Here is a 26859-nt window from a genome sequence, read left to right as displayed (position 1 = left end):
CCGCCCCGGTCCCATCCACGCCCGCCGTGGTTCTACCGCTGGCCCGCTCCCCTCAGAAGCCCACGCGCAGGTTGATCTGCCCGCCGACATCGCGGCGACCGTCGCCGTGCTGGCCCTGCACGAACATCGACAGCTGGCTGTTGCGGCCGAGCCCAACCGCCACGCCCAGCTGGCTGACCAGCGCGTTGCGTGCCATCACCGCGCTGTACACATCGAACGCATTGCCGCCGACCGCGAAGCGGTTGCGGCTGGCCACGTCGGTGTCACCCGAAGCATGCTGCCAGCCGAGGCCGACCGTCAGCTGTGCCGGGAAGCGCTCGCCGCTGCCCACGTCCCAGCGGCCCCGCACACCCACGGTGCTGACATTGAGCGTGTCCTTGCCGCCTTCCAGCTCCAGCGCAGCAGTGCCGCCCTGCTCCACCGCGCGATCACTGTCGACCCAGTGCTTGGTGAACTGCACGTACGGCTGCAGCTGGGTCCTGCCGTGGGTCCAGGTCCAGCTGCCCTCCACCTGGGCGATGGTCACATCCGAGTCCTGGCGGCTGTACAGGGTCTGGCCCAGCAGCGGCACCTCACGTGTGGTGCGCGTGCGATAGTCGCCGCGCGACACGCTGCCACCGACCGCAAAGCCGTTGTTCCACTGGCCCTGCGCATACAGACCGAAGGTGTTGCCACGCAGGCGGGCGCGCGAGCTGCGATCGTACAGGCGCGTATCCAGCCGTTCGTTGCCGGCCGCTGCACCCAGCACCACGTGCTCGCCCAGCTGCCAGTCCACGCCGGCCATCAGCGCATTGCGGTTGGAGCGGATGTCGTCGCCGTTGCCATCACCATCCTGCCTGAACACCTTGCCGCTGCCGGCCAGCCAGGCCGAGGCACGCTCACCGCGCACGGTCGGCAGCTCACTGCCCAGACGCTGGCGGATACCCTCTTCCAGGTAATTGTCGTATAACAGCACCGCACGGCTGGCCGCATGCACTTCACCGGACAGCTGGTCGAAGGCCGCGCGCGCGGTACCCGCGTCATAGATCAACACCGTGTTGTACAGCCCCAGTGCCGAGCCACTCTGCGGCAGGCTGTCCAGCGCCGCAGCGGTGTTGTACTGGTTGCGCGTCTTCGCCGCCGTGGTGAAGGCTGCGGTCTGCGCCACATCGATCTGCAGATTGGCCGTGTTCGCCGTGTAGACCGGGGTGATGGTCAGGAAGGCCGACGGCGTCTTCGCCGAAGCGAACTGCCCGCTCACGCCACCGCCCGCATTGACCACGGTGTACTGCTGGCCCTGCTGGTAGCTGGTGCTCGGCGAGATGGTATTCACCTGCACGCTGCTGCCACCCACGTTGGCACTGCCACCCACCTGCACCGTGTCGCTGCCGGTGGCACCCAGATCGATGCCCAGCGTGCTGCCCGGCGACAAGGTCAGGTTGCCACCCACCGTGATCGTGCCGGTGCCATTGCCCGCACCGCTGCCATTGCCTGGGCCATTACCCGGCGACAGCACGCCGCCACTGGATACCGTCACGCCACCACCGGTACCCCCGATGGTGCCGGTGCCGGACAGCGTGGTACCGCTGCCGATGGTCCACTGGCCGCCGATGTTGCCGGTGACATTCAGGCCACCGCCGGTGACCTGGCCGGTACCGCTGAAACCACCGCTGTTGCCGCCAAGGTTCAGGCCCCCCGGACCGGCCTGCACGATGCTGCCGCCACCGCTGATGCTGCCGCCCAGCGTGGTGCTGCCACCGGTGTTGATGATCAGCCCACCGTTGTTGGTGATGTTGCCGGTGATCGAGCCACTGGCGCCGCCATTGCCAACCTGCACGGTGCCGCCCGCATTGATGGTCGTGCCACCGGTATAGGTGTTGTTTCCGATAAGCGTAATGGTGCCGTTGCCAGCCTGGGTCAGGCCACCGCTGCCGCTGATGGTGCCACCCACGGTGGTATTGCCACCGACGTTGAACACCAGGCTGCCGTTGTTGCTGACGTTGCCGGCAATCGATCCGCTCGCGCCGCCGTTGCCGACCTGCAGCGTGCCGGTGTTGATGGTGGTGCCGCCGGTATAGGTGTTGTTGCCGCCCAGGATCAGCGTGCCGCTGCCGGCCTGGGTCAGGCCACCGCTGCCGCTGATGGCGCCGCCGACGGTGGTGTTGCCACCCACGTTGAAGATCAGGCTGCCGTTGTTGGTGACGCTGCCGCCAATCGCACCGGTCGCGCCGCCATTGCCCACCTGCAGGGTGCCACCGGCAGTGATGGTGGTCGGGCCGGTGTAGGTGTTGTTGCCGGTCACGGTCAGTGTGCCGCTGCCGGCCTGGGTCAGGCCACCGCTGCCGCTGATGGTGCCGCCCAGCGTGGTGTTGCCCGCGACGTTGGACACAAGCGTGCCGTTGTTGGTGATGTCGCCGACGATCGAGCCGGTCGCACCACTATTGCCCAGCTGCAGCGTGCCGCCGGCATTGATGGTGGTACCTCCGGTGTAGGTGTTGGTGCCGGTCAGCACCAGCGAGCCACTGCCCGCCTGGGTCAGGCCACCCGTACCACTGATGGTGCCGCCCAGCAGGGTGTTGCCCGCGACGTTGGAGATCAGCGAACCATTGTTGGTGATGTCGCCAGCGATCGAACCGGTCGCTCCACCATTGCCCACCTGCAGCGTGCCACCGGCAGTGATGATGGTGCCGCCGGTGTAGGTGTTGTTGCCGACCAGCGTCAGCACGCCGGCACCGGCCTGGGTCAGGCCACCACTGCCACTGATCGCGCCGCCGACCGTGGTATTGCCCGCCACGTCGAACACCAGGCTGCCGTTGTTGGCGACGTTGCCGGTGATCGCACCGGTCGCACCGCCATTGCCGACCTGCAGCGTGCCACCGGCATTGATGGTGGTGCCGCCGGTATAGGTGTTGTTGCCGGTCAGAGTCAGCGTGCCAGCGCCGGCCTGGGTCAGGCCACCGCTGCCGCTGATGGTGCCGCCCAGCGTGGTGTTGCCCGCCACGTTGGAGACCAGCGCACCGTTGTTGGTGATGTCGCCGACGATCGCCCCGGTCGCACCGCCATTGCCGACCTGCAGCGTGCCGCCTGCATTGATGGTGGTACCGCCGGTGTAGGTGTTGTTGCCGGTCAGCACCAGCGTTCCGCTGCCAGCTTGGGTCAGGCCACCGCCACCGCTGACCACACCGCCTACGGTTGCCGTGGTGCCCAGGTTGTAGACCAGGCTGCCGTTGTTGGTGATGTTGCCCAGCACCGAACCGGAGCTGCCGCCGTTGCCGATCTGCAGCGTGCTGCCACCATTGATGGTGGTGCCGCCGGTGTAGACATTGTCACCGCTCAAGGTCAGCGTGCCGGTGCCGCTCTGCACCAGGCCGCCGGTGCCACTGAGCACACCGCCGAAGGTGGTGCTGCCGTTGTTGCCGCCGGTGGTCAGGGTCGCACCGCCCAGCACCACGCTGGATCCGGCTACACCGGCCAGGCCACCAATGCTCTGGTTGCCACCGGCACTGATGTCCAGCGTACCGGCACCGGTCAGATTGACCGTGCTCGCACCCGACAGGGTGCCACCGGCCGCAACCGCCAGCGTGCCGCTGTTGATGGTGGTGTTACCGGTGTAGGTGCTGGCACCGCCCAGGGTGACCGTTGCTGCGCCATCCTTGAGCAGGCCGCCAGCGCCGCTGATCGGGCCGTTCAAGGTCAGCGCGTTGCTGCCGGCAAGGGTCAGCGTGCCGCCGGCCAGCTGCACGGTATTGGCCAGCGTCAGCGCGCTGGTGCCGTCCAGGCTGGCATTGCCGCCCACGGTCAGCGTGCCGGTTCCCAGTGCATTGTTGTTACCCAAGGCAAGGCCACCGGCGTTGAGTGCCACGCCACCGCTGAAGGTACTGCTGCCGGTCAGGCCCTGGATGCCTGCACCATTCTTCACCAGGCCACCGGTACCGGTAATGTCACCAGCGAAGGTCGTGTTTCCTACGCCATTGAGGGTCAGCGTGCTGCCGCCGAGCGCGACCGTACTGCCGGCAACACCGGCCAGTGATCCGATGCTCTGCGCACCACCGGCAGAAATATCGAACCCTGTTCCGGCGTTGGCCAGTGTCACCGCGCCATTCGCTGCCAGGCTTCCTCCGGCGCCAATCGCCAGCGTGCCCGCATTGATGGTGGTGCCACCAGTGAAGGTATTGGCACCGGTCAGGGTCTGGGTGCCGGTGCCTTCCTTGATCAGCCCACCGGTACCCCCCACCGAACCACTGAACGTGCCATTGACGGGACCACCAATGGTCAAGGTGTTGCCGCCCAGGTTCACCGTGCCGTTGCCGATCAGGGTACCGAACTGCTGCGTGCCGCTGCCCGCCGACAGATCGAAGGTCGCGCCCGAAGCCAGATTGACGATGCCACTGGCATGCAGGCTCGCGCCGGCGCCCAATGCCAGCGTACCGGCATTGATGAAGGTGCCACCGGTATAGGTATTGGCACCGTTCAAGGTCAGCGTTGCCGCGCCCTCCTTGGTCAGCGAGCCGGTGCCACTCAGGCTGCCGTTGAGGGTGAGGTTGTTGCTGCCGAGCACGGTCAGCCCGGCATTGAGGACGAAGTTGTTGGCCAACGTCACCGCAGTGTTCGAATCGAGCGTACCGTTGCCACCCACCGTTACCGCCCCGGTGCCGAGAGCGGCATCGTTGCCGACCACCAGGCCGCCTGCATTGAGCGTTACACCGCCACTGAAGGTGCTGGCGCCGTTGAGGGTCTGCACGCCTGCGCCGTTCTTGACGAGGCCACCATTGCCGGTGATCGCACCGTTGAACGTGCTGTCTACCGTGCCGCCCAGGGTCAGCGCACTGCCCCCCAGCGCCACGGTGCTGCCGGCCACACCGGCAAGCGAACCGATGCTCTGGTTGCCCGCAGAGATATCGAGGGTACCGGTACCGGCCAGGTTCACCGCGCCGGTCGACGCCAGGCTGCCGCCGGCGCCGATCGCCAGCGTGCCGCTGTTGATGGTGGTGCCTCCGGTGTAGGTATTCGCACCGGTCAGGGTCACGGTGGCCGCACCGTTCTTGATCAGCCCACCGGTACCGGAAGCGATGCCGCCCAAGGTCAGTGCATTGCTGCCCAGCAGGTTGAGGTTGGCACCTGATGCCAGCGTGATGTTGTTGGCCAGGTTGGCCGCGGTCGAAGCATCCAGCGTAGCGCTGGCCCCCACCGTCAGCGCACCGCTGCCGAGCGCAGCGTTGTTGCCGACCACCAGGCCACCGCCGTTGAGCGCCAGGCCGCCGCTGAACAGGTTGGCGCCGCCCAGCGTGAGGATGCCGGTGCCGTTCTTGACCAGGCCACCGGTGCCGGAAATCGCGCCGTCGAACACGCTGTTGCCGTTGCCGCCGAGGATCAGCGACTGCGCGCCCAGAGTGACCGTGGAGCCGGTCACGCCGGCCAACGAACCAATGGTCTGGCTGGCACCGGACGTCGAGATGTCGAAGCCGGTTCCCGCTGCGGTAAGTGTCACTGCACCGGTGGCCGCCAGGCTGCCGCCCGGACCGATCGCCAGTGTGCCGGCATTGATGAAGGTGCCGCCGGTGTAGGTGTTGGCACCGGTCAGCGTCTCGATGCCCGCACCGACCTTGGTCAGGCCACCCGTACCTGCGATAGAGCCACTGAAGGTGCCATTGGTCGCCCCGCCGACTTCGATCGAATTGGCGCCCAGGTTGACCGTACCGTTGCCGACCAGGGTGCCGAACACCTGCGTGCCACTGCCGGCCGACAGATCCAGCGTAGCGCCGGTGGCGAGGTTCACGGTACCGCTCGCCGCCAGGCTTGCACCGGCACCCAGCGCCAGTGTGCCGGCGTTGATGTTGGTACCACCGGTATAGGAGTTGATACCGTTCAAGGTCAGCGTTGCGCCACCATCCTTGGTCAGGCTGCCGGTACCGGAAATCACCCCGTTGAGCGTCAGCGCATTGGTGCCCAGTACGGTCAGGCCTGCGTTGAGCGCGATGTTGTTGGTCAGTGCTGCCAGGCCGGTGGTGTCCAGCGTGGCGGCACCGCCGACGGTCAATGCACCCGTGCCCAGCGCCGCGTCATTGCCGAGCACCAGCCCGCCAGCGTTGAGCGTCACGCCGCCGCCAAACGTGTTGGCACCGGACAGCGTCTGCACGCCCGCGCCCACCTTGACCAGACCGCCACCACCACTGATCACGCCGTCGAAGGCGGCATTGCCGGCCGTGCCGAAGGTCAACGAATTACCGCCCAGCGCCAGCGTGCTTCCGCCCGCACCGTTGAGCGCGCCGATGGTCTGGCTGCTGCCGGCACCGGAGATATCGAAGCCAGCGCCTGCGCCCAGCGTGACATCACCCGCCGCGGCAAGGCTGCCACCTGTTCCCAGTGCCAGCGTACCGGCGTTGATGGTGGTACCGCCGGTATAGGTGTTGGCACCGGACAGCGTCAGCGTGGTGGCACCGTTCTTGATCAGGCTGCCGTTGCCATCGATCACACCCGACAGCGTCAGCGCATTGCTACCCGGCAATGTCAGTGCGACACCCGAGCCCAGCGTGACCGCATTGCCGAGCGTCGCTGCAGCACCCGCATCCAGCGTGGTGCTGGCATTCACCGCCAGCGTGCCGGAACCGAGTGCGCCGTTCGCGCCGACCACCAGGCCACCACCGTTCAAGGTCAGGCCGCCACCGAAGGTATTGGTGTTGTTGAGCGTCAGCAGGCCTGCACCGTTCTTGATCAGGCTGCCGCTGCCGGCCACCACGCCTGCAAGGGTGAGATCGCTGCTGCCGCCCAGCGTCAGCTGCGTACCCCCACCGAAGTTCACGGCGTTGGCCAGATTCAGTGACGTCGTTCCGTCCAGGCTGACGTTGCCGCCGATGCCCAGCGTGCCCGTGCCCAGCGCCCCCGAATTCCCGAGGATCAGGCCACCTGCATCAAGCGCGACACCGCCACTGAAGGTATTGGCACCGGACAGCGTCTGCACGCCAGCACCGACCTTGATCAGCCCACCGCTGCCATCGATGACACCGGCAAAGCTGCCATTGCTGGCGCCACCGAAAGTAAGGGTCTGCGTGCCCAATGCCACATGGCTGCCTGCCACGCCGTTCAACGCGCCAATGGTCTGCCCGGCACCCGCTGCGGAGATGTCCAGCGTCGCGCCGGCACCGGCGAGGTCCACCGCACCGATGGCGGCAAGACTGCCACCCGCGCCGAGTGCCAGCGCACCTGCGTTGACCGTGGCGCCACCGAGGAAGGTATTGGCACCGGACAAGGTCAGCGTCGAGGCGCCGTCCTTGATCAGGCCACCGGCACCACTCACCACACCGCTCAGAGTGAGATTGCTGCTGCCCGGCAGGGTCAGCGTATTGGCGCCCAGGTTCACTGCATTGACCAGCGAAACCGGGGCGCTCGCATCCAGAGAAACATTGCCGCCGATGTTCAGTGCACCGGTACCCAACGCACCGTTGGCGCCGACCGACAGACCGCCCGCGTTCAGCGCCAGACCACCACTGAAGGTGTTGCTGTTGTTCAACGACAGCACGCCAGTGCCGGTCTTGATCAGGCCACCGGTGCCGGTGATCAGTCCGCCCAGAGCAACATTCTCATTGCTGGTCAGGCTCAGCTGCGCACCGGCATCGAGATCGATGGCATTGCCCAGGTTCAATGCCACCGTACTGCCCAGGGTCGCGTTCGCGCCCACGGCAAGCAGCCCGGTTCCCAGTGCGCCAGCGTTGCCCAGCATCAGGCCACCGCCGTTGAGCGTCAGCCCACCGGCGAAGTTGTTGGCGCCGTTGAGCGTGAGCGTGCTGGCGCCGTTCTTGACCAGGCCACCGGCTCCGGAAACCACCCCGCCAAGCGTGATCGCCTGCGAACCCGGCAGCGACAGCGCAGCCCCACTACCCAGAGTGACATTGTTGACCAGGTTCAACGCCGTGCTGCCATCGAGCGATGCATTGCCACCCACGCTCAATGCGCCCGTCCCGAGTGCACCGCTGTTGCCCAGCAGCAGGCTGCCGGCATTGAGGTTCAGGCCGCCGCTGAATGCATTGGTGCCGTTCAAGGTCAGCAGCGAGGCACCGTTCTTGATCAGGCTGCCGGTGCCGGTGATGTTGCCGCCCAGGGTGAGGTTCTGGCTGCCCGGCAGGGTCAGCACCGCGCCAAGGTTGATGGCATTGCCCAGATTCAGTGCTGCGGTTGCGTCGAGCGAGCCATTGCCGCTGACCGTCAACGCGCCGGTACCGAGTGCACTGCCGTTGCCCAGCAACAGGCCACCGGCCGCCAGGTTCAGGCCACCACTGAAGGTATTGGCGCCGCTGAGCGTCTGCGTGCCCGTTCCCTGCTTGACCAGGCCACCGGTACCGCCGATCACGCCGCCGAATGTCTGGTTGGTGGCATCACCGAAGGTGAGCGTGCTGCCGCCCAGCGAGAGGATGCTGCCTGCCGCACCGGACAGCGCACCGATGGTCTGGTTGCCGCCGAGCGAGATGTCCAGTTCGGCGCCGGCCCCCGCCAGGCTCACCGCCCCGGTGGCCGCCAGACTGCCGCCACTGGCCAGTGCCACCTTTCCTGCGTTTACGTTCAGACCGCCGGTGAATGCGTTGGCCCCACCCAGCGTGAGCGTGGAGGCGCCGTTCTTGACCAGGCTGCCGGTACCACCGATCACGCCGCCCAGCGTCAGCGCGTTGGAGCCCAGCACGTTGAGCGAACCACCCACCCCCAGGTTGATGCCGTTGCCCACGGTCAGTGCCGAGCTGGCATCAAGCGTCACCGCGCCACCGACATTCAATGCGCCGGTTCCCAGCGCACCGCCGTTGCCGAGCACCAGTCCTCCAGCCGTGAGCGACAGCCCTCCACCAAACGTGTTGGCGTTGTTGAGGGTCAGGGTGGCCGCGCCGTTCTTGACCAGGCTGCCGGAGCCACCGATCACGCCGTTGAAGGTCAATGCCTGGTTCCCGGACAGATTGAGGATGCTGCCCGCGCCCAGATTGACCGCGTTGGTGAGAGCGAGCGCCCCGGTGCCATCGAGAGACACGTTGCCGCCAACACTAAGTGTTCCAGTACCCAGCGCGCCTGCATTGCCCAGCAGCAGGCCACCGCCGTTGAGCGTGACGCCACCTGTGAAGGTATTGGCGCCCGACAGGGTCTGGGTACCCGTACCGACCTTGACCAGCGCGCCGCCGACACCGCCGATGACGCCGGAGAAGCTGGTGCTGGTGTTCAGGCCACCCAACGTGAGGCTGCGCGCGCCAAGGTTGAGCGCACCGGATCCGGCGAGTGAGCCGATGGTCTGGCTGGCCGCAACCGAGAGATCGAGGTTGGTACCTGCGCTCAGCGAGATCGCACTTGTCGGTGACAGGCTGCCACCGGCGCCCAATGCCAGCGCACCACCGGTGACCGCGAAGGAGCCCGTAAGCAGGTTGGCACCATTCAAGGTGAGGGTACCCGGACCCGCCTTGACCAGGTCGCCAGCGCCGGAGATCGAACCATTCAGGCCCAGCGCGTTGCTGCCCAGCAGGTTGAGCGTGCCGCCACCGTTGATGACGAGGTTGTTGCCCAGATTGAAGTTGGCCGAGGTATCCAGCGAAGCGTTGCCACCGACGGTCAGACTGCCGCTGCCGAGCGCACCGGCATTGCCGAGCACCAGGCCGCCAGCATTGAGGTTGACGCCACCGCTGAACAGGTTCGCACCGCCCAGGGTGACGATGCCGGTGTTGTTGACCGTCAGCCCACCGGTACCGGATAGCACGCCACTCAAACCGAAGCCTTGGGCACCGCCCAGGTTCAACCCGCCATTGAGGGTGAAATTGTTGCCCAGCGACAGGCCTGCACCACTGGCCGCGATCGAGCCGCCAGTGACGGTAAACAGGCCGGAACCGAATGCGGCGTTGTTGTTGAAGTTCACCACGCCGCCACCGAGGGTGATCGCGCCCGTGCCCGACCACGGCCCCTGCAGGTTCCAGGTGCCGCTGTTGACGGTGAGCTTCTGGAAGCCGATGTAGTTGGTCCAGCCGATGCTCGACGCAGGCCCGTTGTTACTGGCGTTGTCCTGCAGCACCAGGGTGTTGTTGGCGGCACCGGTGCCGATGCCTGCATCAACCGTGCCCGCCTCTGCGACCTTGACCCCGGTTACGCCGGCGAGCAGGCCTGCAGGTGCGCTACCGCCACCGGTAACCACGGTGGACCCTGCCACGGCAGTGAAAGTATTGCCGCCGGTGGAATCACCCAGATGCACACTGCCCGAGATCGTGCCCGAATTGGTGAACGTATTGCCTGTCGAAGCGCCCAGGCCGACACGACCGGTGATGCTGCCACGGTTGGTCACGTTGGCCTGTGCTCCGCCATAGGTCACCACCGACGTCGCATCCGCAAGCTGCCCTATCCCCAGCAGCGACATTCCAATCGAACCATCATTGACCAGCGTGGTGGTCCCACCTGCGGCATTCTGCGCGGTGACCGCCTGGCCGCCGAAACCCAGCAAAGTGCCGATGTTGAAGATGCCCTTGATCTGGCCGCCAGTCTGGTTGTTGACCGTGATCGCGCTGCCACCGGCGGTGTTGTTGCCGACCACCAGGCCGGCCGCGGCCAGGCTGAGACCACCGGTCAGGAACGGATCGATCGTGCCGGCGTTGTTGACCGTGGTGTTGCTGCCGCTCAACGTCACCGCATTGCCGCCCAACAGCAGAGGCACGCTGAACACCGCGCCATTGGCGATGTTCAACGTCAGGCCGCTGGTCGGGTTGACGTAGTTGTTGATGTTGGTGGAGCTGTCGCAGTTGACGGTCGTGGTGCCAGTGCACGCTGCGAAGGCCGAACCACTGGCCAGCGTGGCAGCCAATGCCACCGCCAACTGGTGCGCCCGCAATCGCGGCACCCGCCCTGCGCAGACCGCGCTTCCGCCGGGATTCTGGGTGACCTCCGAAGCAACCTGCATTACGCCGAGGGCGCGATTGAAAACCAGACGGTAAATGCGGTTCATCGGTAAATCTCCATGAAAAGACCGGATGGCACTGCAGGCAGGCTTTTTTTGAAGACAATGCGGCCCACCCCGGCTCCCGACACGGGAACAAGGCCTGGCTTCATTAACTTCTGAAAATCTTCACATCTTCACGCGACCGCACCTGGAAAAGGCAGGTCAACGTGTCCGTCAAGGCGAAAACTCCCCGATTTCGCATGACGAATGGCGGCACTGTGCGGCCGATGGCGCCAGCGGCATGTGAATCACGCTCGTTATTTTCATGACGCACGTCAAATAAAACGGGCGGACAAAATGGTTTTGCCGAAAATGCATATACCTGCAGCAGGCGGAGATTCCTTTCTCCGCCCAACTAAATGCATTCAGCTACTCGAGAGTTTCATCAGCACCAGGCCGGAAACGATCAGCACCGCCGCACCGATCCGCATCGGGCTGACCTGCTCACCGAGGAAGACGATGCCGACCACGAACGCACCGACCGCGCCGATGCCGGTCCAGATCGTGTAGGCGGTGCCCAGCGGCAGGCTGCGCATGGCCACCGCCAGCAGCCAGAAGCTGGCGATCATGCCGATGATGGTGACCACGGTAGGGGTGAGCTTGGTGAAGCCTTCGGACTGCTTCATGGACACGGCCCAGACGATTTCCAGCAGGCCGGCGAACAACAGATAGATCCAGGCCATGACAGCCCTCCTCTTGGTAGGGCCAGGCCGTCCTGGTCATTGATTCCCGATGTGGGGGAGGTCGTTCCTCCTGGCCGGCATTCTAGCAACGCCGGTCGGCGCGGGGCGTTGCCGGCAGACGCGGGTTACAGCCGATTCAGTGCACGAAGCTGGCGTCGATGTACCTGCCTGCGCTATAGTTGCCGTCTGCCATCGGCCAGCCGATGTGCAGTCCGGCTGTGGTCTCCGGCGCATCGCGCGCTGCTTCCCCTGATCCGTGAACCGGCCGCCCACTGGGCGGCCAACGTCTCTATGGTGGCCCCGTCGGCCCCTCGCGACGCTAGGTCGAAAATCCCGCCAGGGCCGGAAGGCAGCAACGGTATCGATCGACGCGGGCGCCGAGGTCAGCCGGCGGGGCCATCGCCTTTTCGGGCGTGGCCCCACTTCTGGTAGCTGCCAGCCTTGGCTGGCGCCCTTCACCGGGCATCGCCCACCACTACCCCGCCGCGGGCGTGCCCTGGTGAAACACCACCCTCCATTCCTGCGCATGCCGTCGCCACAGCGAACTGCGCAACACCCAGCCCTGGGCCTGGCCATCAACGTGATAGCGGCTGCGGTAGCGCACCTGGGCCAGATCCTCGGCCAACAGCCACACCGCGTACTGTTCCGATTCGATCAGCACCTGAGCGCGCTCCAGCGGGATCTCCTGCAACGCCGCATCACGGCCGTAGCATCGCCCGGAACTGCCGATCTCGCTGAAATCCTCGTCCAGAAGTGCCGCCAGTTGCTCGCGATCGGCCCGCACCTGCGGCGCATGCAGCGCGCGTTCCAGCGCCTCCAGCTCGGCAGCCAGCGCCGCGTCGGCGGGCTGGCCAGCACCGCTCACGGCGGATCCTGCACCAGCACGTGCGCTGCAGTGGGGTTGGCCAGCGGCACGCACTGCCCCGGCTGCGCCACACGGTGCCCCCGCGCGGCCAGCGCCTGGCCGTCGGCCGCGCTCGCATAGTGGTAGAGCATCATCCGCGCCTGCAGTTCGGCGCTGTACTCGCGCTCCAGGTCGTCCACGCCAGTATGCGACGGGTTGCCGTGCAGGCCGCAGTCGTGCGCGATCAGTTCATTGTCGTTGGCGAAGCGGGCCAGCATCTCCGGAATCGGCCGGGTATCGCCGCTCCAGGTCAGCGCGCCCTGCAGGCGCAGGCCATAGGCCGTCTCCGGCCAGTGGTGGCGCACCGGGAACACTTCCAGGCGCACGCCCTCGTGCCAGAACGCCTCGCCCACCACGACCAGCTGGAACGCATCCCAGAAGTTGGCACCGCCCTCGGCCAGCACGTTCGGGTAGTCCCCGATGCGCTTGTGCAGCAGCGGCACCACGGTGGCAGGCACATACAGGCGCACCTTGCCGCGCCGGTGCGCGTTGAAGAAGGTATCGACGAACAGGCGCTCGAAGCCCGCTACGTGGTCCAGGTGCACATGGGTGACGAACAACGCCTGCGGCATGTGGCCGTAGTGCGCCTTGAACGCGGTCAGGCCTTCGCCGCCACAGTCGATGGTCAACCACGGCCGACCGTCCCGTTCGATCACCGACATCGGCGACCCCAGCTCGACCGCCGACGCATTGCCGACGCCGAGGAAACGCAACGACCAGTCCATCAGGTGCCCCGGTTCCAGGCCATGTCATAGGCGCGGCGCAGCCGCGCGTAATCCTTCTGCACGTCTTCCATGCTGCGCTCGCCGCGCAGCTTGATCAGCGAGCGCAGCAGGCGCTTGAGATTGCGTTCGCGCCAGGCGGTCGCCGGGATGCGGATCACCCCGCGGTCGAAGTCGATCAACCAGCCGTGGCCGTTGCCGTCGAACAGGATGTTGTGCGCATTGAGGTCGGCATGGTCCAGGCCGGCACGATGGAAGCGGGCGATCAGCCGCCCGGTCTCCTCCCACGGTGCGCCCCGGCCCGCGACCAGCGCGCGGTCGGCCAGCGAACGGACACCCTCGATCCGCTCCATCAGGATCGCAGCCCGGTAGCGCAGGCCCTCGCGCATGTAGAACGCCGCCAGTGGCCGGGGCACCGGCAGCTTTTTCTCGCGCAGCGCGCGCATCAGCCGGAATTCGGCGAAGCTGCGCGTCCGGTCCGCGCCGCGCCAGAGGTACTGGTCATGGCTGATCTTCGCCGCCAGGCCACCGCGCAGGTAGTGGCGCAGCACGCTGGCGCCGAACGGCGCATCGACGAACCAGGCGCTGCCACGACCGCCCTCGCCCACCGGCCGAGCCCTGCTGCCCCAGTGCTGGGGCGAGAACAGGCCGATCTCGGCTTGCCGCAGCCGCTCGCGGTCGAACAGAATGGCCCCGATGCCGCGACCCTCGCGGCATGGCGTCAGCGCTTCATTGGCGTCGAATGCGACCATTTCATTGAGTCTAACAACACATGGCATCAGCGTCCTCCTCCTTGTGCCTCCTGCGCCTGTCCGCACTTGGCGATGTCACCCACGTGGTGCCCCTGGTGCGCACCCTGCAGGCTGCGCGCCCGGATACGCCGATCCACTGGATCATCGACAAGGCCGGCCACAAGCTGCTCGACGGCCTGCCCGGTGTCACCTTCCATGCCTACGACAAGAAGAGCGGCATGGCCGGGGTCAAGGAACTGCGCAGGCAGCTGCCGCCGGGGCGCTTCGAAGCGCTGTTGCAGATGCAGGTGGCGTTCCGCGCCAACCTGCTGTCGGCCTTCATTCCCGCAGAGCGTCGCATCGGCTATGACCGCAGCCGCTCGAAGGACCTGCATGGTCTCTTCATCAACGAACGCATCCCCGACCGCCCCGGCATCCATGTGCTGGATGCCATCGGCAGTTTCTGTGAACCCCTTGGCCTGCGCCAGACCGAGGTCAGCTGGGACCTGGCGGTGCCACAGTCCGCGTATGAGTGGGCTGCCGCGCAATGGCAGGACGATGGCCGCCCGGTGTTGATGATCTCGCCCTGTTCCAGCCACGTGCGCCGCAACTGGTATGCAGACCGCTACGCCGCCGTGGCCAACCACGCCGCACAGCGCGGTTGGCAGGTGGTGCTGTGCGGAGGCCGCAGCGAACTGGAGCGCAGCATGGCCGATGCCATCCAGGCGCAGCTGCACACACCGGCGCTTGACCTGGTCGGCAAGGACACCTTGAAGCAGCTGCCGGCGCTGCTGGCCCGCGCCAATCTGGTGATGACCCCGGACTCGGGCCCGATGCACATCGCCAACGCGATGGGCGCCAAGGTACTGGGCCTGCACGCGGCCAGCAACCCGAACCGCAGCGGTCCCTATTCCGACCGCCGCTACTGCGTGGACCGCTACGACGATGCCGCGCGCAAGTACCTGGCCAAGCAGGCCACCGATCTGAAGTGGGGCACCAAGATCGAGTTCGACGATGTGATGGAACTGATCACCGTGGAAGACGGTATCGCTGCGTTCGAACGCTACGTCGCCGACCACCTGGGGTGAGCGGCAGGCTGCCCCGGATTACGCGCGCTGCGCGTAATCCTGGTAGGACTTCTCTTCCACGTACGCCGAACCCAGCGCCAGGTTGATCGCCTTCTTGATGCGCGCGCGTTCGTCATTGCGCAGGTAGACGCTGCGCGCCAGGTCGATGAAACCCTGGTCGAACGCCTGCGCCTTCTCTTTCAGGCGGATGTCGTCCTCGATGTCCCACAGCTGCTCGTTGACCGCCTTCAGCTCGGCACGCAGCTTGGCGATGTCCTTCACCGCCGCCGGGTGTGCCATCCAGGTCTGCTCCAGCGCCGACAGTTCTTTGCGCACATTGGCCAGCTTGCCCTCGTCACTGATGCGCTCGGACTTGATCTGCAGGATCGAGATCTTGTCCAGCAGCTCGCCGAAAGAAACGGGGACGAGGATTTCAGCGGTCATGGGAAAAAGCTCCAACAGGTGATGCAGGCAGTTTAACCCGCAGCTCGCGATGGAATGGGTAGATCCACGCCATGCGTGGATGAGCCTGCCAGCAGGAACAGCATCCACGCATGGCGTGGATCTACTGATGCACCTGCCCCGACAGGGGCGGGGAGAGGCCGGCAAAGGGAGGGGCCCACAGGTTGCGCTGCAACGTGTGGGGCGACGCGCAGAGCGCGGCGCGTCCCCAGCCAGATCAGGATATGGTCACTACGGCGTGATTCCCGCCGCGCATCCACACATGGTGTGGATCTACTGGTGCATCTGGAGGAACAAGCCCCTCTGTTGAGGGGCTGCCCCGACAGGGGCGGGGAGAGGCAGGCAAAGGGAGGGGCCCACAGGTTGCGCAGCAACGTGTGGGGCGACGCGCAGAGCGCGGCGCATCCCGCGCCAGATTAAAGAAAAAGGGCTGCCTTTCGGCAGCCCTTTTTCTTTAATCTGGCGGAGAGGGGGGGATTCGAACCCCCGAGGCGCTATAAACGCCTGCCTGATTTCGAGTCAGGTACATTCAACCACTCTGCCACCTCTCCGGGTGGTCCCCGGCGGACCGGGGACGCGCATCATACGAGGAAGTGAGGCCGACGACAAGTCATTCCGGCCAACGAAGTGAAAATTTCCTGAGCGCATGCCTTGCCGGATGCGCGCAGCCACCCGATGATGCCTGTCTCCCCAGCAACACCCCGCCCCAGCGCCCATGATCGAATTCGGACACCTCACCCACCCCGGCATGCGTCGCGAGCTCAACGAGGACACCTACTACGGTGACAGTGAGCTGGCCCTGTGGCTGGTGGCCGATGGCATGGGCGGGCACGCCTGCGGTGAAGTGGCCAGCGCGCTGGCGCGCGAGACCATCGTGCGCGAGATCCGCCGCGGCGCACCGCTGGCGCAGGCCATCCGCACAGCCGACGAAGAGATCATCCGCGCCTCGCGCCGGCGCAACGACACGTTGCCGATGGGCACTACCGTGGTCGCCGCACGGGTACAGGGCAACCGCTATGAAGTGGCGTGGGTCGGCGACAGCCGTGCCTACCTGTGGCGCGACGGACAGCTGGCCCAGCTCAGCCAGGACCACAGCGTGGTGCAGGAGCTGGTCGCGCAGGGCAACCTGACCGCCGAACAGGCGCGTGCGCATCCGCACCGCAACGTGGTCACCCAGGCGCTGGGCGTGACCGATCCGGCGCATCTGAACGTGGCCACCACCAGCGGCGAACTGCGTCCGGGCATGCAGCTGCTGCTGTGCAGTGACGGCCTGACCGAAGAAGTGGACGACCGCAGCATTGCCCGCACCCTCGCCTTCGAGGATGCCAGCGCACAGGAATGCGTGGACACGCTGGTTGCCGCCGCGCTCGACGGCGGCGGCCGCGACAACATCAGCGTGATCCTGGTGCGCTGCCACTAACCGGTAGATCCACGCCATGCGTGGATGCGGCGCTGCCGGCCAGCGGCCGGCACTACCCCACTCCAGGCATTACGCGCTGGCGGGCTCTTCCACCTTCGGGCCATCCCACAGCGCGTGGCCAGCCTTCTTGCGCAGCCGCTCCAGTCGCGCCGCATGCGCTTCCAGCTCCGACGGCGTGGCCACCACGCGCGGGCGCGGCAGCAGCTTGCTGGTGTCGAAGGCCTGCAGCGCCGCACCGGCACTACCGCCATCGTCATCGCCCAGACCGAAGCCGATTTCTTCCTGGCCCGAGGTCAGCGCGATATAGACGTCGCCCAGGATCTGCGCATCGAGCAGGCCGCCGTGCAGCGCACGGTGCGAGTTGTCCACGCCCAGCCGCTTGCACAGCGCATCCAGCGAGTTGCGCTGGCCCGGGAAGCGCTCACGCGCCATCACCAGGGTATCGATCACGGCGCAGCGGTCGGTGATCTTCCCGTACTGCGGCCCCAGCAGCGACAACTCGTTGTCGAGGAAGCCGAGGTCGAACGCCGCGTTGTGGATGATCAGCTCGGCGCCATCGATGAAGGCCAGGAACTCGTCGGCAATCTGCGCGAAGTCCGGCTTGTCATCGAGGAACTCCAGGGTCAGGCCGGTGACTTCCTGCGCGCCCTGTTCGAACTCGCAGTCCGGCTTGATGTACTGGTGATAGTTGTTGCCGGTCGGGCGGCGCTTGAACAGCTCCACGCAGCCGATTTCGACGATGCGGTTGCCCTTCTTCCACTCCAGGCCGGTGGTTTCGGTATCGAGGATGATCTGACGCATGGGCTCAGTTTACCGGGCTGGCGTCGCGGATCTGGATCGCCGCGTTGCGGGCCAGCGTATCCACCCGCTCATTGTCCGGGTCGCCGGAGTGACCCTTCACCCAGCGCCAATCGATCTGATGCCGCAGCGTGGCCGCCTGCAGGCGCTCCCACAGCTCGCGGTTCTTTACCGGATCGCCGCCAGCCGTCTTCCAGTTCTTGCGGATCCAGCCCGGCATCCACTGGGTCAGACCCTGCCGCACATACTGCGAATCGGTATAGAGCACGATGTTGCACGGCTCGGTCAGCGACTCCAGCCCGGAAATGGCCGCCATCAGCTCCATCCGGTTGTTGGTGGTGTGCGCCTCGCCACCGCTCAGTTCGCGCTCGTGGCCCTTGTAGCGCAGCAGCGCAGCCCAGCCGCCGGGGCCGGGATTGCCAAGGCAGGAACCGTCGGTGTGGATTTCGATGGTTTTCAATACAACTCCAGAATCAGGTAGCTACGGTGCCGTGCCAGCGCACCGGCAGCGGTTTCGGCCCAGGCAGGGCCAGCGTACGTTTTTCCGCATGGAACAGGCAGGCCGCGCGCAGCGGTGCCCAACCTCCGGGACGACGGCTGCCCGCACCGCGCCAGAGCGGGCCCAGGTAACGCATATCGTCGCATTCCAGCCCATGACGGCCGAGCAGCAGGCGGATCCGCTGCGGCGTGCGCACCACCAGCCCATGCTGGCGCCAGCGCGTGCGATACGGACTGAACGGATTGAGGCTGCTCAGCCACAGATGGCCGCCCGGCATCAGTACGCGCTCGCACTCGTCGAGCAGCCGGTCGGCGTCGGCCGCGGTGACATGCTGTAGCACGATCGCATTGACACTCTCATTGGCCAGCGGCAGCGGCAGCGCACAGCGGGTGTCGCCGGCATAGCCCTGTCCCTGCCGATACAGGCGCAGACCGCGTCCACCCAGCTGTGCATCGTCCAGCCAGGCTGCACTTGGTGCGATCCACAGCCAGGGCTGCGCCGGCAGCACCGACAGCTGCGGCAGCAGCAATTGCCGCTCCAGCACACGCAAGGCCTCCGCCGGTTCGCTGTCGAACCACGGGGTCTGGCTCGCTTGACGGGTGCTCTGCAGCGCGGGCATGGTCCAATTCTATGCGACTGACTGCCCTGCCCGCATTTGCGGATAACTACATCTGGACGCTGATCGACAACGAGGGCGCTGCCGTGGTCGTCGACCCCGGCGATGCCGCGCCAGTGCTCGCACTGGCCGATCAGGGCCTGCGCGTGGACACGATCCTGCTCACCCATCACCACGATGACCACATCGGTGGCGTGCCCGCGCTGCAGGCACGTTTTCCCGGCGTCCGGGTCATCGCGCCGGTCGAAGAGCGCATCCCCACGGCAACCGAGCGGGTCGGCGAAGGTGAACGCGTTCAGGCACTGGGCCGGACGTTCCACGTACTATCCGTGCCCGGGCATACCCGCAGCCACATCGCGTTTCACACTGCTGAACATCTTTTCAGCGGAGATTCGTTGTTCAGCCTGGGCTGTGGACGCCTGTTCGAAGGTACGCCGTCCCAGCTTCTGGCATCGATGCGCAAGCTGGGTACCTTGCCCGCGCAACTGCTGCTTTGTTGCGCCCACGAGTACACCGTGTCAAATGCCGTCTTCGCGCGGCATGTCGACCCCGCCAACGCTGCCTTGTGGCAGCGCCAAGAGGAGGCTTTGGCCATGCGCCGCGATGACCGTTCCACCCTGCCGGTAACCCTGGCCAACGAATTCGACTGCAATCCCTTCCTGCGTGTGCACGCTGCACCGATCCGTGCGTCGGTGTCGGCACACCTGGGCCGTGACGTCGTGGACGACGTCGACGTGATGGCCGGTCTCCGGCACTGGAAAGACGGCTTCCGCGCATGATGCGCCGAAGTCTGCCGCTGGCCCTGGGCCTTGCCCTGGGGCTGGCCGGAACCGCGGGCGCACAGTCGCTGGGCGCCGGCATCAGCCAGAACCTGACCGCCGCTGCGGCGCTGCCGCTGGATCCGTCCGCGCTGCCTGCGCCCTCGGTGCGCAATGGCCAGGAGATCTTCACCAGCTTCCGCGACGGCCTGGCCGAGCCCAGCTGCGATGCCGAGGCTACCAGCCCGCGCTGGCAGAAGCAGTTCGCCCACGCCCCCTCGCGCCTGGCCAACCAGGATGACGACGCACTGGTGCTGTTTGGTTACGTGGTTGAAGAACTGCGCAAGGCCAACCTGCCCACCGAATTCGCCCTGATTCCCTTCGTGGAAAGCGGCTACCGGCCCAATGCCCGCAACGGCAGCGGCCCGACCGGCCTGTGGCAGTTCATCGCCACCACGGCGCGCAACCACCGCGTACCCATGGCCAACGGCTACGACGGCCGCCTGTCGGCGGTTGATTCCACCCAGGCCGCGGTGCGCTACCTGAAGACTCTGCACGGCATGTTCGGCGGCGACTGGCGCCTGGCCACCATGGCCTACAACGCCGGCGAGTACCGGGTACTGCAGTCCATGCGCAAGGCCGGCATGAACGCGCAGAATGCCAAGCCGGCAGCCCTGCCGGGGCTGTCGCCGGTTACCCATGCCTATGTCGAAAAGCTGCATGCCCTGGCCTGCGTGCTGGAAGACGTGGAGGACCAGCCTCGCGTGATGGCCTCGCTGGACCGCACCGTGCCGGTGTTGAAGGACCACACCCTGGTAGCTACACCAGCGTCCAGCAGTGGGCCGCACAGCGCGCCCTGGACCCCGCCAGGATCGCCCGCCTCAACCCGGCCCTGGCCGCCGGCAACCGCGCCTCCGGAACCACCCGGGTCCTGGCCCCGGTCTCGGCCGCTAATGCGACGGTGACGGAAGCCGCGACCACGCTGGTGGCCAGCACTGCACCGGTTGCCACGACCACGCCGACGCCGCAAGTGGCCAAGACCGTGGCCGCGATCGCCGACCGCCCGCGCAGCCGCCGCCACACCGTGCGTGATGGCGAGTCGGCCTGGACCATCGCCCGCCGCTACGGCATGCCGGTAAAGGCCCTGCTGTCGCTGAACGGCCTGAGTGGCAGCAGCGTGCTGAAGCCCGGCGCAGTGCTGCGCGTGGAAGACTGACGGCCCCAACACCGCGGTATCTGCTCTCTGTAGAGTCGAGCCATGCTCGACTTCCGCTCGCGGGATGGTCGGCGCAAAAAGCAGTCGAGCATGGCTCGACTCTACATAGCCGCAAGCACAAAAAAAGGCCCGGCAATGCCGGGCCTTCTTCGATCCTGCCCCGCCGCGAGGCTTACAGGTTCTCTTCGGTGGTCTGGATCACGAACTTCCTGCGCATCGCCTCGACGTAGGCCTTGGCTGCGGCCATGCCGTCAATCTGGCTCAGCTGATCCTTGAGCTGCTTCTGCTGCTCGGCGGTCACTTCCTTGATGTCGCCCGGGTTGACCTTGTTCACGGCGAACAGCAGCGCGTGGCCGTTGACGTCGACCTTGCCGTAGCTCGGCTTGCCTTCCGCCGGCACCGGCGCACTGAAGATCGCGCGGTTGATTTCCGGGGTCGGCACCGGCTGGCTGCGCGGCAGGCCCGGCATCGGGCTCAGCTGCAGCTTCTCGCTGGCGGCCAGCGACTGCAGGGTGGCGCCCGCCTTCAGCTTGGCCAGCACGGCGTCGGCGGCCTTGTCGCTGGCCTGGCGCTGGCGGTCGGCACGGATCGCGGCGATCACCTGCTCACGCGCCTTGTCCAGCGGCATCGCCTGCTCCGGGGTATGCGCGGCCACGCGGATGACCACGCTGTGGTTGGTGGCACCGCCCAGGGCGATCGGGTCGCTGGCAGTACCATCCTGCACCAGCACTTCGGAGAAGGCCGCACGCAGCACAGCCGGATCGGTGGCGATGCCACTGGCGGTTGCGCGGGTGATCGGGCCCAGGGTCTGCAGCGGCAGGTTCACTTCCTTGGCCGCAGCAGCCAGATCACTCGGGCTCTTGTTGATGGCATCGACCAGGTGGCCGGCCAGCTCGTTGAAGCCGCGCTCGCCGTCGGCCTTCAGCTGCTCGGCGGCCAGCGTGTCACGCACTTCCTCGAACGACTTGCCTTCGCCGCCACGCACCGCGGCGACCTTGATGATGTGGTAGCCGAAGTCGGTCTTGACCGGGCCGATCACGTCACCCGCCTTGGCGGCGAACAGGGCGTCTTCGAATGGCTTGACCATCGCGCCACGCTCGACCCAGCCCAGATCACCGCCCTGGTCCTTCGAACCCGGGTCTTCCGAATTGGCCTTGGCCAGTGCAGCGAAGTCGGCACCCGCCGCCTTGGCTTCGGTGGCGATCTTGTTCGCCTTGGCTTCGGCACCGTCACCGGTGATCAGGATGTGCGCGGCCTGGCGCTGTTCCGGCGAAGTGAACTTCGCCTTCTCGTCCTCATAGCGCTTGCGCAGGGTCGCTTCGTCGGCCGCGGTCGGTGCCGGCAGGTTGGCGCCATTGATCTCGACGTATTCCAGCGACACGCTTTCGGCCTGGCGGAAATCCTTGCCGTGGCTGTCGTACCACTGCTTGATCTGCTCATCGGTGACCGGCGCGGTATCGGCCGGAACCTCCGGCAGCGCGGCCAGTTCGACGTCGCGGGTCTCACCCAGCAGCTTCAGCAGGCGCTCGGTCTCGGCCTGGGTGACGAAGCCCGAATTCTGCAGGCCCGACGGGATCACCGACTGCTGCAGGCTCTCGCGCACCAGCTCCTGGAACTGCGTGGGGGTACGCGGCGGATTGCCACCGGCCAGGGCCAAGCGGTAGTTGTTCTCGTTGAACTTGCCGTTCGAATCGAGGAAGGCCGGGATGGTGGCGATGTACTCGCGCACCGCGCCATCGCCGATCACAACACCGGCCTGCTCGCCCACCAGGCGCACGACCTGCTCGTCGATCAGCTGATCGAGCACGGCCATCTTGTTTTCAGTGCTTTCGAACGCGCGCGGGTCGAAGTTCTCGCCCTGCTGCTGGCGCTCACGCATGCGCTCCTGCTCGAAGCGGGTGCGGAAATCCTGCGCGCTGATCTCGTGGTGCTGCCACAGCATGCGCACCGGCCACCACGACGGTGCCGAACGCCACCAGGTCGGAGGCGCGGAAACCTTGGCCACGTTCTGTGCGCCAACGCCACCCAGGTAGCTGTTGTCGATCACGAACAGGAACGGAATCATCAGCAGCCCCAGGATCACGGTGACGATCCAGCCTGAGGTCTTGTCGCGGAGTTTCTGCAGCATGGTGAGGAATCACAAGGCCTGATTGGCGAGCCCGGCAGTGTAACCCGCTTCGTCGCAGGGACCAAAAGCAGCGCCGGCGCGGCCTGCGCCGATCTCCGCGGACCTGTGCCGTCAGCACCTCGGCAGGCCTGCCGCAGGGCACAAAGAAAAAGCCCCCGGCTTGCGCCGAGGACTTTTAAAGTTGGCGGAGCGGACGGGACTCGAACCCGCGACCTCCGGCGTGACAGGCCAGCATTCTAACCAGCTGAACTACCGCTCCGCGCTGAAACTTTGCAGGCGCCCAGTATATCCGAAGACTCCCTGGAAACCCAGCCCGATGAACACTTTTTTCAAAGTTTTTTCACAGGGACTTAAGAATTCTGCAATGGCGGAGCGGACGGGACTCGAACCCGCGACCTCCGGCGTGACAGGCCAGCATTCTAACCAGCTGAACTACCGCTCCGTTCTTGCAAAAACCTTTCGCCTTCCTTCCGAACCTGTCGGTGAGAAGACAAGGCCCCCAGCTTTAGGCCGGGGGCCTCGATGTAGTGGCGGAGCGGACGGGACTCGAACCCGCGACCTCCGGCGTGACAGGCCAGCATTCTAACCAGCTGAACTACCGCTCCGCATTGTTGCTATTTCCTGTTTTCCCACCGGCCTGGACCGGGGAGAAAACAAAGCCTCCAGCTTTTGGCCGGAGGCCTCGTTGAATGGCGGAGCGGACGGGACTCGAACCCGCGACCTCCGGCGTGACAGGCCAGCATTCTAACCAGCTGAACTACCGCTCCACACTCAAACTTTTACCGCGGTGCTGTGGTGGGTGCTGAGGGTTTCGAACCCCCGACCCTCTCCGTGTAAAGGAGACGCTCTACCGCTGAGCTAAGCACCCCAGCGAGCCGCTTAGTTTACAGCATCCTTCAGGGCCTTACCAGCCTTGAACGACGGATTCTTCGAAGCAGCGATCTTGATGGTGTCGCCGGTCTTCGGGTTGCGGCCGGTGCGGGCAGCACGGTCGCGGACCTGGAAGGTACCGAAGCCAACCAGGGTGACCGCATCGCCGTCCTTCAGCGCCTTGGTGACGGCAGCAACGACGGCATCGACAGCGCGGCTGGACTCGGCCTTGGTCAGGTCGGCAGCTTCAGCAACGGCATCGATCAATTCGGTCTTGTTCATTCTCTACAACTCCTTTGGCGGTGGGTTCCGCTTATTCGACAGGGAAGCAACCGCACGCCTTCTGCATGCGGCCGCCATGTGGAAACGGTTCGCCGATTCAGTCATCGCTGACAGCGATCACTCATTCGCGAGTGCTGCTTTTATACCAGTGGCCCTACCCCCACGCAAGCTGGAAAGCCAGCAACGACGCGGGTTTCGGGCCATCGGACAGCGCGCGTCAATGCTTGACGCGCGCGCTTCCACTCGGTTTGGCCTTGCTGCGCACCGTGACACGCTGCGCACTCTTGCGCGCCTTCTTCGGTGCCAGCGGGCGCTCCAGCGCCAGGTCCAGGACTTCTTCGATGTACTTCACCGGCACGATCTCCAGATCGCGGGTGACGTTGGCCGGAATATCTGCAAGGTCCTTGCGGTTCTCTTCCGGAATGATGACCGTGCGGATACCACCGCGCAGTGCGGCCAGCAGTTTCTCCTTCAAGCCACCGATGGCGGTGACACGACCACGCAGGGTGATCTCACCGGTCATCGCCACGTCGGCACGCACCGGCACCTTGGTCAGCATCGACACCAGCGAGGTGACCATTGCCGCACCGGCACTCGGTCCGTCCTTCGGCGTGGCACCATCGGGCACGTGCAGGTGCACGTCGTGCTTCTGCAGGAAGTCGCTGTCGATGCCAAAGCCCACGGCGCGCGAACGCACCACCGACAACGCCGCCGAAGCCGATTCCTTCATCACGTTGCCGAGCTGGCCGGTCAGGATCAGCTGGCCCTTGCCCGGCACCAGCGTCGATTCGATCTGCAGCAGATCGCCACCGACTTCGGTCCACGCCAGGCCGGTGACCAGGCCGATCTCGTTCTCTTCCTCGGCGCGGCCGAAATCGAAGCGACGCACACCCAGGTACTTGTCCAGGTTCTTGCTGGACACGCTCACCAGCGCCTTGGACTTCTTCGCGCCCTTCTTCGCCTTCACCGGCTGCGGGCCCGCCAGCGCGATCTCCTTCACCACCTTGCGGCAGATCTTGGCGATCTCGCGTTCCAGGTTGCGCACGCCCGATTCGCGCGTGTAGTAGCGCACGATATCCTGGATGGCATCGCTGCCGATCTCCAGCTCTTCCGGCTGCAGGCCGTTGGCCTTGACCTGCTTGGGCACCAGGTAGCGGGTGGCGATGTTGAGCTTCTCATCCTCGGTGTAGCCGGGGATGCGGATCACTTCCATGCGGTCCAGCAGCGGGCCGGGAATGTTGAGCGAGTTCGAGGTGGCCACGAACATCACTTCGGACAGGTCCAGGTCCACTTCCAGGTAATGGTCGTTGAACGCGTTGTTCTGCTCCGGGTCGAGCACTTCCAGCAGCGCCGACGACGGATCGCCACGGAAGTCCATCGACATCTTGTCGATCTCGTCGAGCACGAACAGCGGGTTCTTGCTGCCGACCTTGTTGAGGTTCTGCACGATGCGGCCCGGCATCGAACCGACGTAGGTACGACGGTGGCCACGGATCTCGGCCTCGTCGCGCACGCCGCCCAGCGACATGCGCACGAACTTGCGGTTGGTGGCCTTGGCGATGGACTGGCCCAGCGAGGTCTTGCCCACGCCCGGCGGCCCGACCAGGCACAGGATCGGGCCCTTCATCTGCTTCACGCGCGACTGTACCGCCAGGTATTCAAGGATGCGTTCCTTGACCTTCTCCAGGCCGTAGTGATCGGCGTCGAGGGTGTCCTGCGCAGCCTTCAGGTCCTTGCGCACCTTGCTGCGCTTCTTCCACGGCACGCCCAGCAGCCACTCCAGGTAGTTGCGCACCACCGCGGCTTCGGCCGACATCGGCGACATCTGCTTGAGCTTGTTCAGTTCGTTGCGCGCCTTGGCTTCAACCGCCTTCGGCATGCCGGCTTCGGCGATCTTGCGGGCCAGTTCTTCCAGCTCGCCGGGTGCGTCGTCCAGGTCACCCAGTTCCTTCTGGATGGCCTTCATCTGTTCATTGAGGTAGTACTCGCGCTGGCTCTTCTCCATCTGCGACTTCACGCGGCCGCGGATGCGCTTTTCCATCTGCTGCACGTCGATCTCCCCATCGACCAGGCCGACCAGCATCTCCAGGCGGTCACCGACGGCCAGCGTTTCCAGCAGGCGCTGCTTGTCGGCCAGGCGCACGCTGATGTGCGCAGCGATGGTGTCGGCCAGGCGGGCCGGCTCATCGATGCCCGACAACGTCTGCAGCAGCTCCGGCGGCAGCTTGCGATTGGTCTTCACGTACTGCTCGAACAGCGACATCAGCGAGCGGGCGATCGCCTCCACCTCGCGTGCTTCGCGCTCGTCGGTGGCGTCGATCTCCACGGCCTGGCCGTGCAGCGAGCCGTTACGCTCGTCGACGTGGGTGACCTGCACGCGCGACAGGCCTTCGACCAGCACCTTGATGGTGCCGTCGGGCAGCTTCAGCAGCTGCAGCACCTGCGCCAGCGTACCGACCTGGTAGAGGTCGGCCGCATGCGGGTCGTCGGTCTCGGCCGACTTCTGCGCCAGCAGCAGGATGCGCTTGTCCGACTCCATTGCCTGTTCGAGCGCGTGCATGGACTTGTCACGGCCGACGAACAGCGGGATGACCATGTGCGGGAACACCACTACGTCGCGCAGCGGCAGGACCGGCAGGTCGAGGGTTTCACTTGGGGAACGGGCCATGGGGGCTCCAGGGAAGGGGAAAACCGCCTCCGGGAGGGCATCTTCCGGAGACAAAAAAAGCCGATGGCCCCGTTATGGGGCCATCGGCTTTCAGATGCAAGGCATTCCTTG

General features: G+C 65.9%; 15 protein-coding genes, 6 tRNA genes, 1 other RNA gene and 1 pseudogene. 5 read left to right on the top strand and 18 right to left on the bottom strand.

Going from position 1 to position 26859, the window contains the following annotated elements; all coding sequences use genetic code 11:
• Positions 1-52: 52 nt before the first annotated feature.
• Both ACZK45_RS04385 and ACZK45_RS04380 read right to left on the bottom strand, forming a co-directional pair.
• Positions 53-10930 carry an autotransporter-associated beta strand repeat-containing protein gene (locus ACZK45_RS04385; protein ID WP_478445493.1) on the bottom strand — a complete coding sequence of 3626 codons (10878 nt, stop codon included), beginning with the start codon at positions 10928-10930 and terminating at the stop codon, positions 53-55.
• A 359-nt stretch (positions 10931-11289) separates the two neighbouring features.
• The gene (locus ACZK45_RS04380; RefSeq protein ID WP_010483859.1) at positions 11290-11607 is read right to left on the bottom strand and encodes a DMT family transporter; all 318 of its coding nucleotides are present in this window, start codon (positions 11605-11607) and stop codon (positions 11290-11292) included.
• A gap of 300 nt (positions 11608-11907) precedes the next feature.
• On the opposite strand from ACZK45_RS04380, the gene ffs reads away from it, so the two are divergent.
• Positions 11908-12004: signal recognition particle sRNA small type (gene ffs / locus ACZK45_RS04375), an RNA gene on the top strand.
• A gap of 78 nt (positions 12005-12082) precedes the next feature.
• Here ffs and ACZK45_RS04370 read toward each other — a convergent pair.
• The 3 genes from ACZK45_RS04370 to ACZK45_RS04360 are packed head-to-tail and all read right to left on the bottom strand — an operon-like array spanning position 12083 to position 13985.
• Positions 12083-12472 (bottom strand): nuclear transport factor 2 family protein, encoded by a 390-nt coding sequence (locus tag ACZK45_RS04370; protein WP_125894644.1) that lies wholly within the window; start codon positions 12470-12472, stop codon positions 12083-12085.
• Positions 12469-13236, bottom strand: coding sequence for an MBL fold metallo-hydrolase (locus ACZK45_RS04365; RefSeq protein WP_121504042.1), 768 nt, complete (start codon positions 13234-13236; stop codon positions 12469-12471). Before ACZK45_RS04365 ends, ACZK45_RS04370 begins: the two co-directional genes overlap by 4 nt.
• A complete protein-coding gene (locus ACZK45_RS04360) occupies positions 13236-13985 on the bottom strand; it encodes a 3-deoxy-D-manno-octulosonic acid kinase (RefSeq protein WP_049400634.1) in 750 nt (249 codons plus the stop codon). The genes ACZK45_RS04365 and ACZK45_RS04360 overlap by 1 nt, the downstream gene beginning before the upstream one ends.
• A gap of 20 nt (positions 13986-14005) precedes the next feature.
• On the opposite strand from ACZK45_RS04360, the gene ACZK45_RS04355 reads away from it, so the two are divergent.
• Positions 14006-15052 carry a glycosyltransferase family 9 protein gene (locus ACZK45_RS04355; RefSeq protein ID WP_049421589.1) on the top strand — a complete coding sequence of 349 codons (1047 nt, stop codon included), beginning with the start codon at positions 14006-14008 and terminating at the stop codon, positions 15050-15052.
• Between the two features lie 18 nt (positions 15053-15070).
• On the opposite strand, the gene ACZK45_RS04350 is transcribed toward ACZK45_RS04355, so the two are convergent.
• Both ACZK45_RS04350 and ACZK45_RS04345 read right to left on the bottom strand, forming a co-directional pair.
• Entirely contained in the window at positions 15071-15475 is a 405-nt protein-coding gene (locus ACZK45_RS04350; protein WP_046982834.1) for a DUF6165 family protein, read from the bottom strand.
• 478 nt (positions 15476-15953) lie between these two features.
• Positions 15954-16044, bottom strand: a tRNA-Ser gene (locus ACZK45_RS04345).
• A gap of 164 nt (positions 16045-16208) precedes the next feature.
• On the opposite strand from ACZK45_RS04345, the gene ACZK45_RS04340 reads away from it, so the two are divergent.
• Positions 16209-16913, top strand: coding sequence for a PP2C family protein-serine/threonine phosphatase (locus ACZK45_RS04340; RefSeq protein WP_032129328.1), 705 nt, complete (start codon positions 16209-16211; stop codon positions 16911-16913).
• A 69-nt stretch (positions 16914-16982) separates the two neighbouring features.
• Here the strand turns inward: ACZK45_RS04340 and dnaQ are convergent, their stop codons facing one another.
• Genes dnaQ through ACZK45_RS04325 form a run of 3 tightly spaced genes read right to left on the bottom strand, consistent with a single transcriptional unit; the run spans position 16983 to position 18829 of the window.
• Positions 16983-17714, bottom strand: coding sequence for a DNA polymerase III subunit epsilon (gene dnaQ / locus ACZK45_RS04335; RefSeq protein WP_478445492.1), 732 nt, complete (start codon positions 17712-17714; stop codon positions 16983-16985).
• Positions 17715-17718: 4 nt separating this feature from the next.
• Positions 17719-18171 carry a ribonuclease HI gene (gene rnhA / locus ACZK45_RS04330; protein ID WP_032129326.1) on the bottom strand — a complete coding sequence of 151 codons (453 nt, stop codon included), beginning with the start codon at positions 18169-18171 and terminating at the stop codon, positions 17719-17721.
• 13 nt (positions 18172-18184) lie between these two features.
• Entirely contained in the window at positions 18185-18829 is a 645-nt protein-coding gene (locus ACZK45_RS04325) for a methyltransferase domain-containing protein (RefSeq protein WP_121504044.1), read from the bottom strand.
• Between the two features lie 11 nt (positions 18830-18840).
• Here ACZK45_RS04325 and gloB point away from each other — a divergent pair, with 11 nt between their 5' ends.
• Positions 18841-19605: a hydroxyacylglutathione hydrolase gene (gene gloB / locus ACZK45_RS04320; RefSeq protein ID WP_478445491.1), complete on the top strand. Its 765-nt coding sequence runs from the start codon at positions 18841-18843 to the stop codon at positions 19603-19605.
• Positions 19602-20800: pseudogene (locus ACZK45_RS04315) on the top strand (lytic transglycosylase domain-containing protein). Before gloB ends, ACZK45_RS04315 begins: the two are co-directional and overlap by 4 nt.
• A 172-nt stretch (positions 20801-20972) precedes the next feature.
• Here the strand turns inward: ACZK45_RS04315 and ACZK45_RS04310 are convergent.
• The 8 genes from ACZK45_RS04310 to lon form a co-directional block, all read right to left on the bottom strand.
• Positions 20973-22928, bottom strand: a complete 1956-nt coding sequence (locus ACZK45_RS04310; protein WP_032129322.1) for a peptidyl-prolyl cis-trans isomerase — start codon at positions 22926-22928, stop codon at positions 20973-20975.
• Positions 22929-23110: 182 nt separating this feature from the next.
• Positions 23111-23187, bottom strand: a tRNA-Asp gene (locus tag ACZK45_RS04305).
• A 106-nt stretch (positions 23188-23293) separates the two neighbouring features.
• Positions 23294-23370, bottom strand: a tRNA-Asp gene (locus ACZK45_RS04300).
• Positions 23371-23456: 86 nt separating this feature from the next.
• Positions 23457-23533: transfer RNA gene (locus ACZK45_RS04295), tRNA-Asp, on the bottom strand.
• An 85-nt stretch (positions 23534-23618) separates the two neighbouring features.
• Positions 23619-23695, bottom strand: a tRNA-Asp gene (locus ACZK45_RS04290).
• Between the two features lie 26 nt (positions 23696-23721).
• Positions 23722-23796: transfer RNA gene (locus tag ACZK45_RS04285), tRNA-Val, on the bottom strand.
• An 11-nt stretch (positions 23797-23807) separates the two neighbouring features.
• Positions 23808-24080 carry an HU family DNA-binding protein gene (locus tag ACZK45_RS04280; protein ID WP_004146343.1) on the bottom strand — a complete coding sequence of 91 codons (273 nt, stop codon included), beginning with the start codon at positions 24078-24080 and terminating at the stop codon, positions 23808-23810.
• Positions 24081-24297: 217 nt separating this feature from the next.
• Positions 24298-26748, bottom strand: coding sequence for an endopeptidase La (gene lon / locus ACZK45_RS04275; protein WP_478445490.1), 2451 nt, complete (start codon positions 26746-26748; stop codon positions 24298-24300).
• Between the last annotated feature and the right edge of the window lie 111 nt (positions 26749-26859).

Source organism: Stenotrophomonas sp. 63632_Sma, assembly GCF_056482875.1.
This window is presented reverse-complemented; position numbering and strand designations above follow the sequence as displayed.

What these genes read in the sequence shown, in the direction of transcription:
- ACZK45_RS04310 (WP_032129322.1), bottom strand. Translation starts at nt 22,928, where the DNA reads ATGCTGCAGAAACTCCGCGACAAGACCTCAGGCTGGATCGTCACCGTG.
- ACZK45_RS04280 (WP_004146343.1), bottom strand. Translation starts at nt 24,080, where the DNA reads ATGAACAAGACCGAATTGATCGATGCCGTTGCTGAAGCTGCCGACCTG.
- lon (WP_478445490.1), bottom strand. Translation starts at nt 26,748, where the DNA reads ATGGCCCGTTCCCCAAGTGAAACCCTCGACCTGCCGGTCCTGCCGCTG.
- gloB (WP_478445491.1), top strand. Translation starts at nt 18,841, where the DNA reads ATGCGACTGACTGCCCTGCCCGCATTTGCGGATAACTACATCTGGACG.
- ACZK45_RS04355 (WP_049421589.1), top strand. Translation starts at nt 14,006, where the DNA reads ATGGCATCAGCGTCCTCCTCCTTGTGCCTCCTGCGCCTGTCCGCACTT.
- ACZK45_RS04350 (WP_046982834.1), bottom strand. Translation starts at nt 15,475, where the DNA reads ATGACCGCTGAAATCCTCGTCCCCGTTTCTTTCGGCGAGCTGCTGGAC.
- ACZK45_RS04360 (WP_049400634.1), bottom strand. Translation starts at nt 13,985, where the DNA reads ATGGTCGCATTCGACGCCAATGAAGCGCTGACGCCATGCCGCGAGGGT.
- ACZK45_RS04385 (WP_478445493.1), bottom strand. Translation starts at nt 10,930, where the DNA reads ATGAACCGCATTTACCGTCTGGTTTTCAATCGCGCCCTCGGCGTAATG.
- ACZK45_RS04380 (WP_010483859.1), bottom strand. Translation starts at nt 11,607, where the DNA reads ATGGCCTGGATCTATCTGTTGTTCGCCGGCCTGCTGGAAATCGTCTGG.
- ACZK45_RS04365 (WP_121504042.1), bottom strand. Translation starts at nt 13,236, where the DNA reads ATGGACTGGTCGTTGCGTTTCCTCGGCGTCGGCAATGCGTCGGCGGTC.
- ACZK45_RS04325 (WP_121504044.1), bottom strand. Translation starts at nt 18,829, where the DNA reads ATGCCCGCGCTGCAGAGCACCCGTCAAGCGAGCCAGACCCCGTGGTTC.
- ACZK45_RS04340 (WP_032129328.1), top strand. Translation starts at nt 16,209, where the DNA reads ATGATCGAATTCGGACACCTCACCCACCCCGGCATGCGTCGCGAGCTC.
- dnaQ (WP_478445492.1), bottom strand. Translation starts at nt 17,714, where the DNA reads ATGCGTCAGATCATCCTCGATACCGAAACCACCGGCCTGGAGTGGAAG.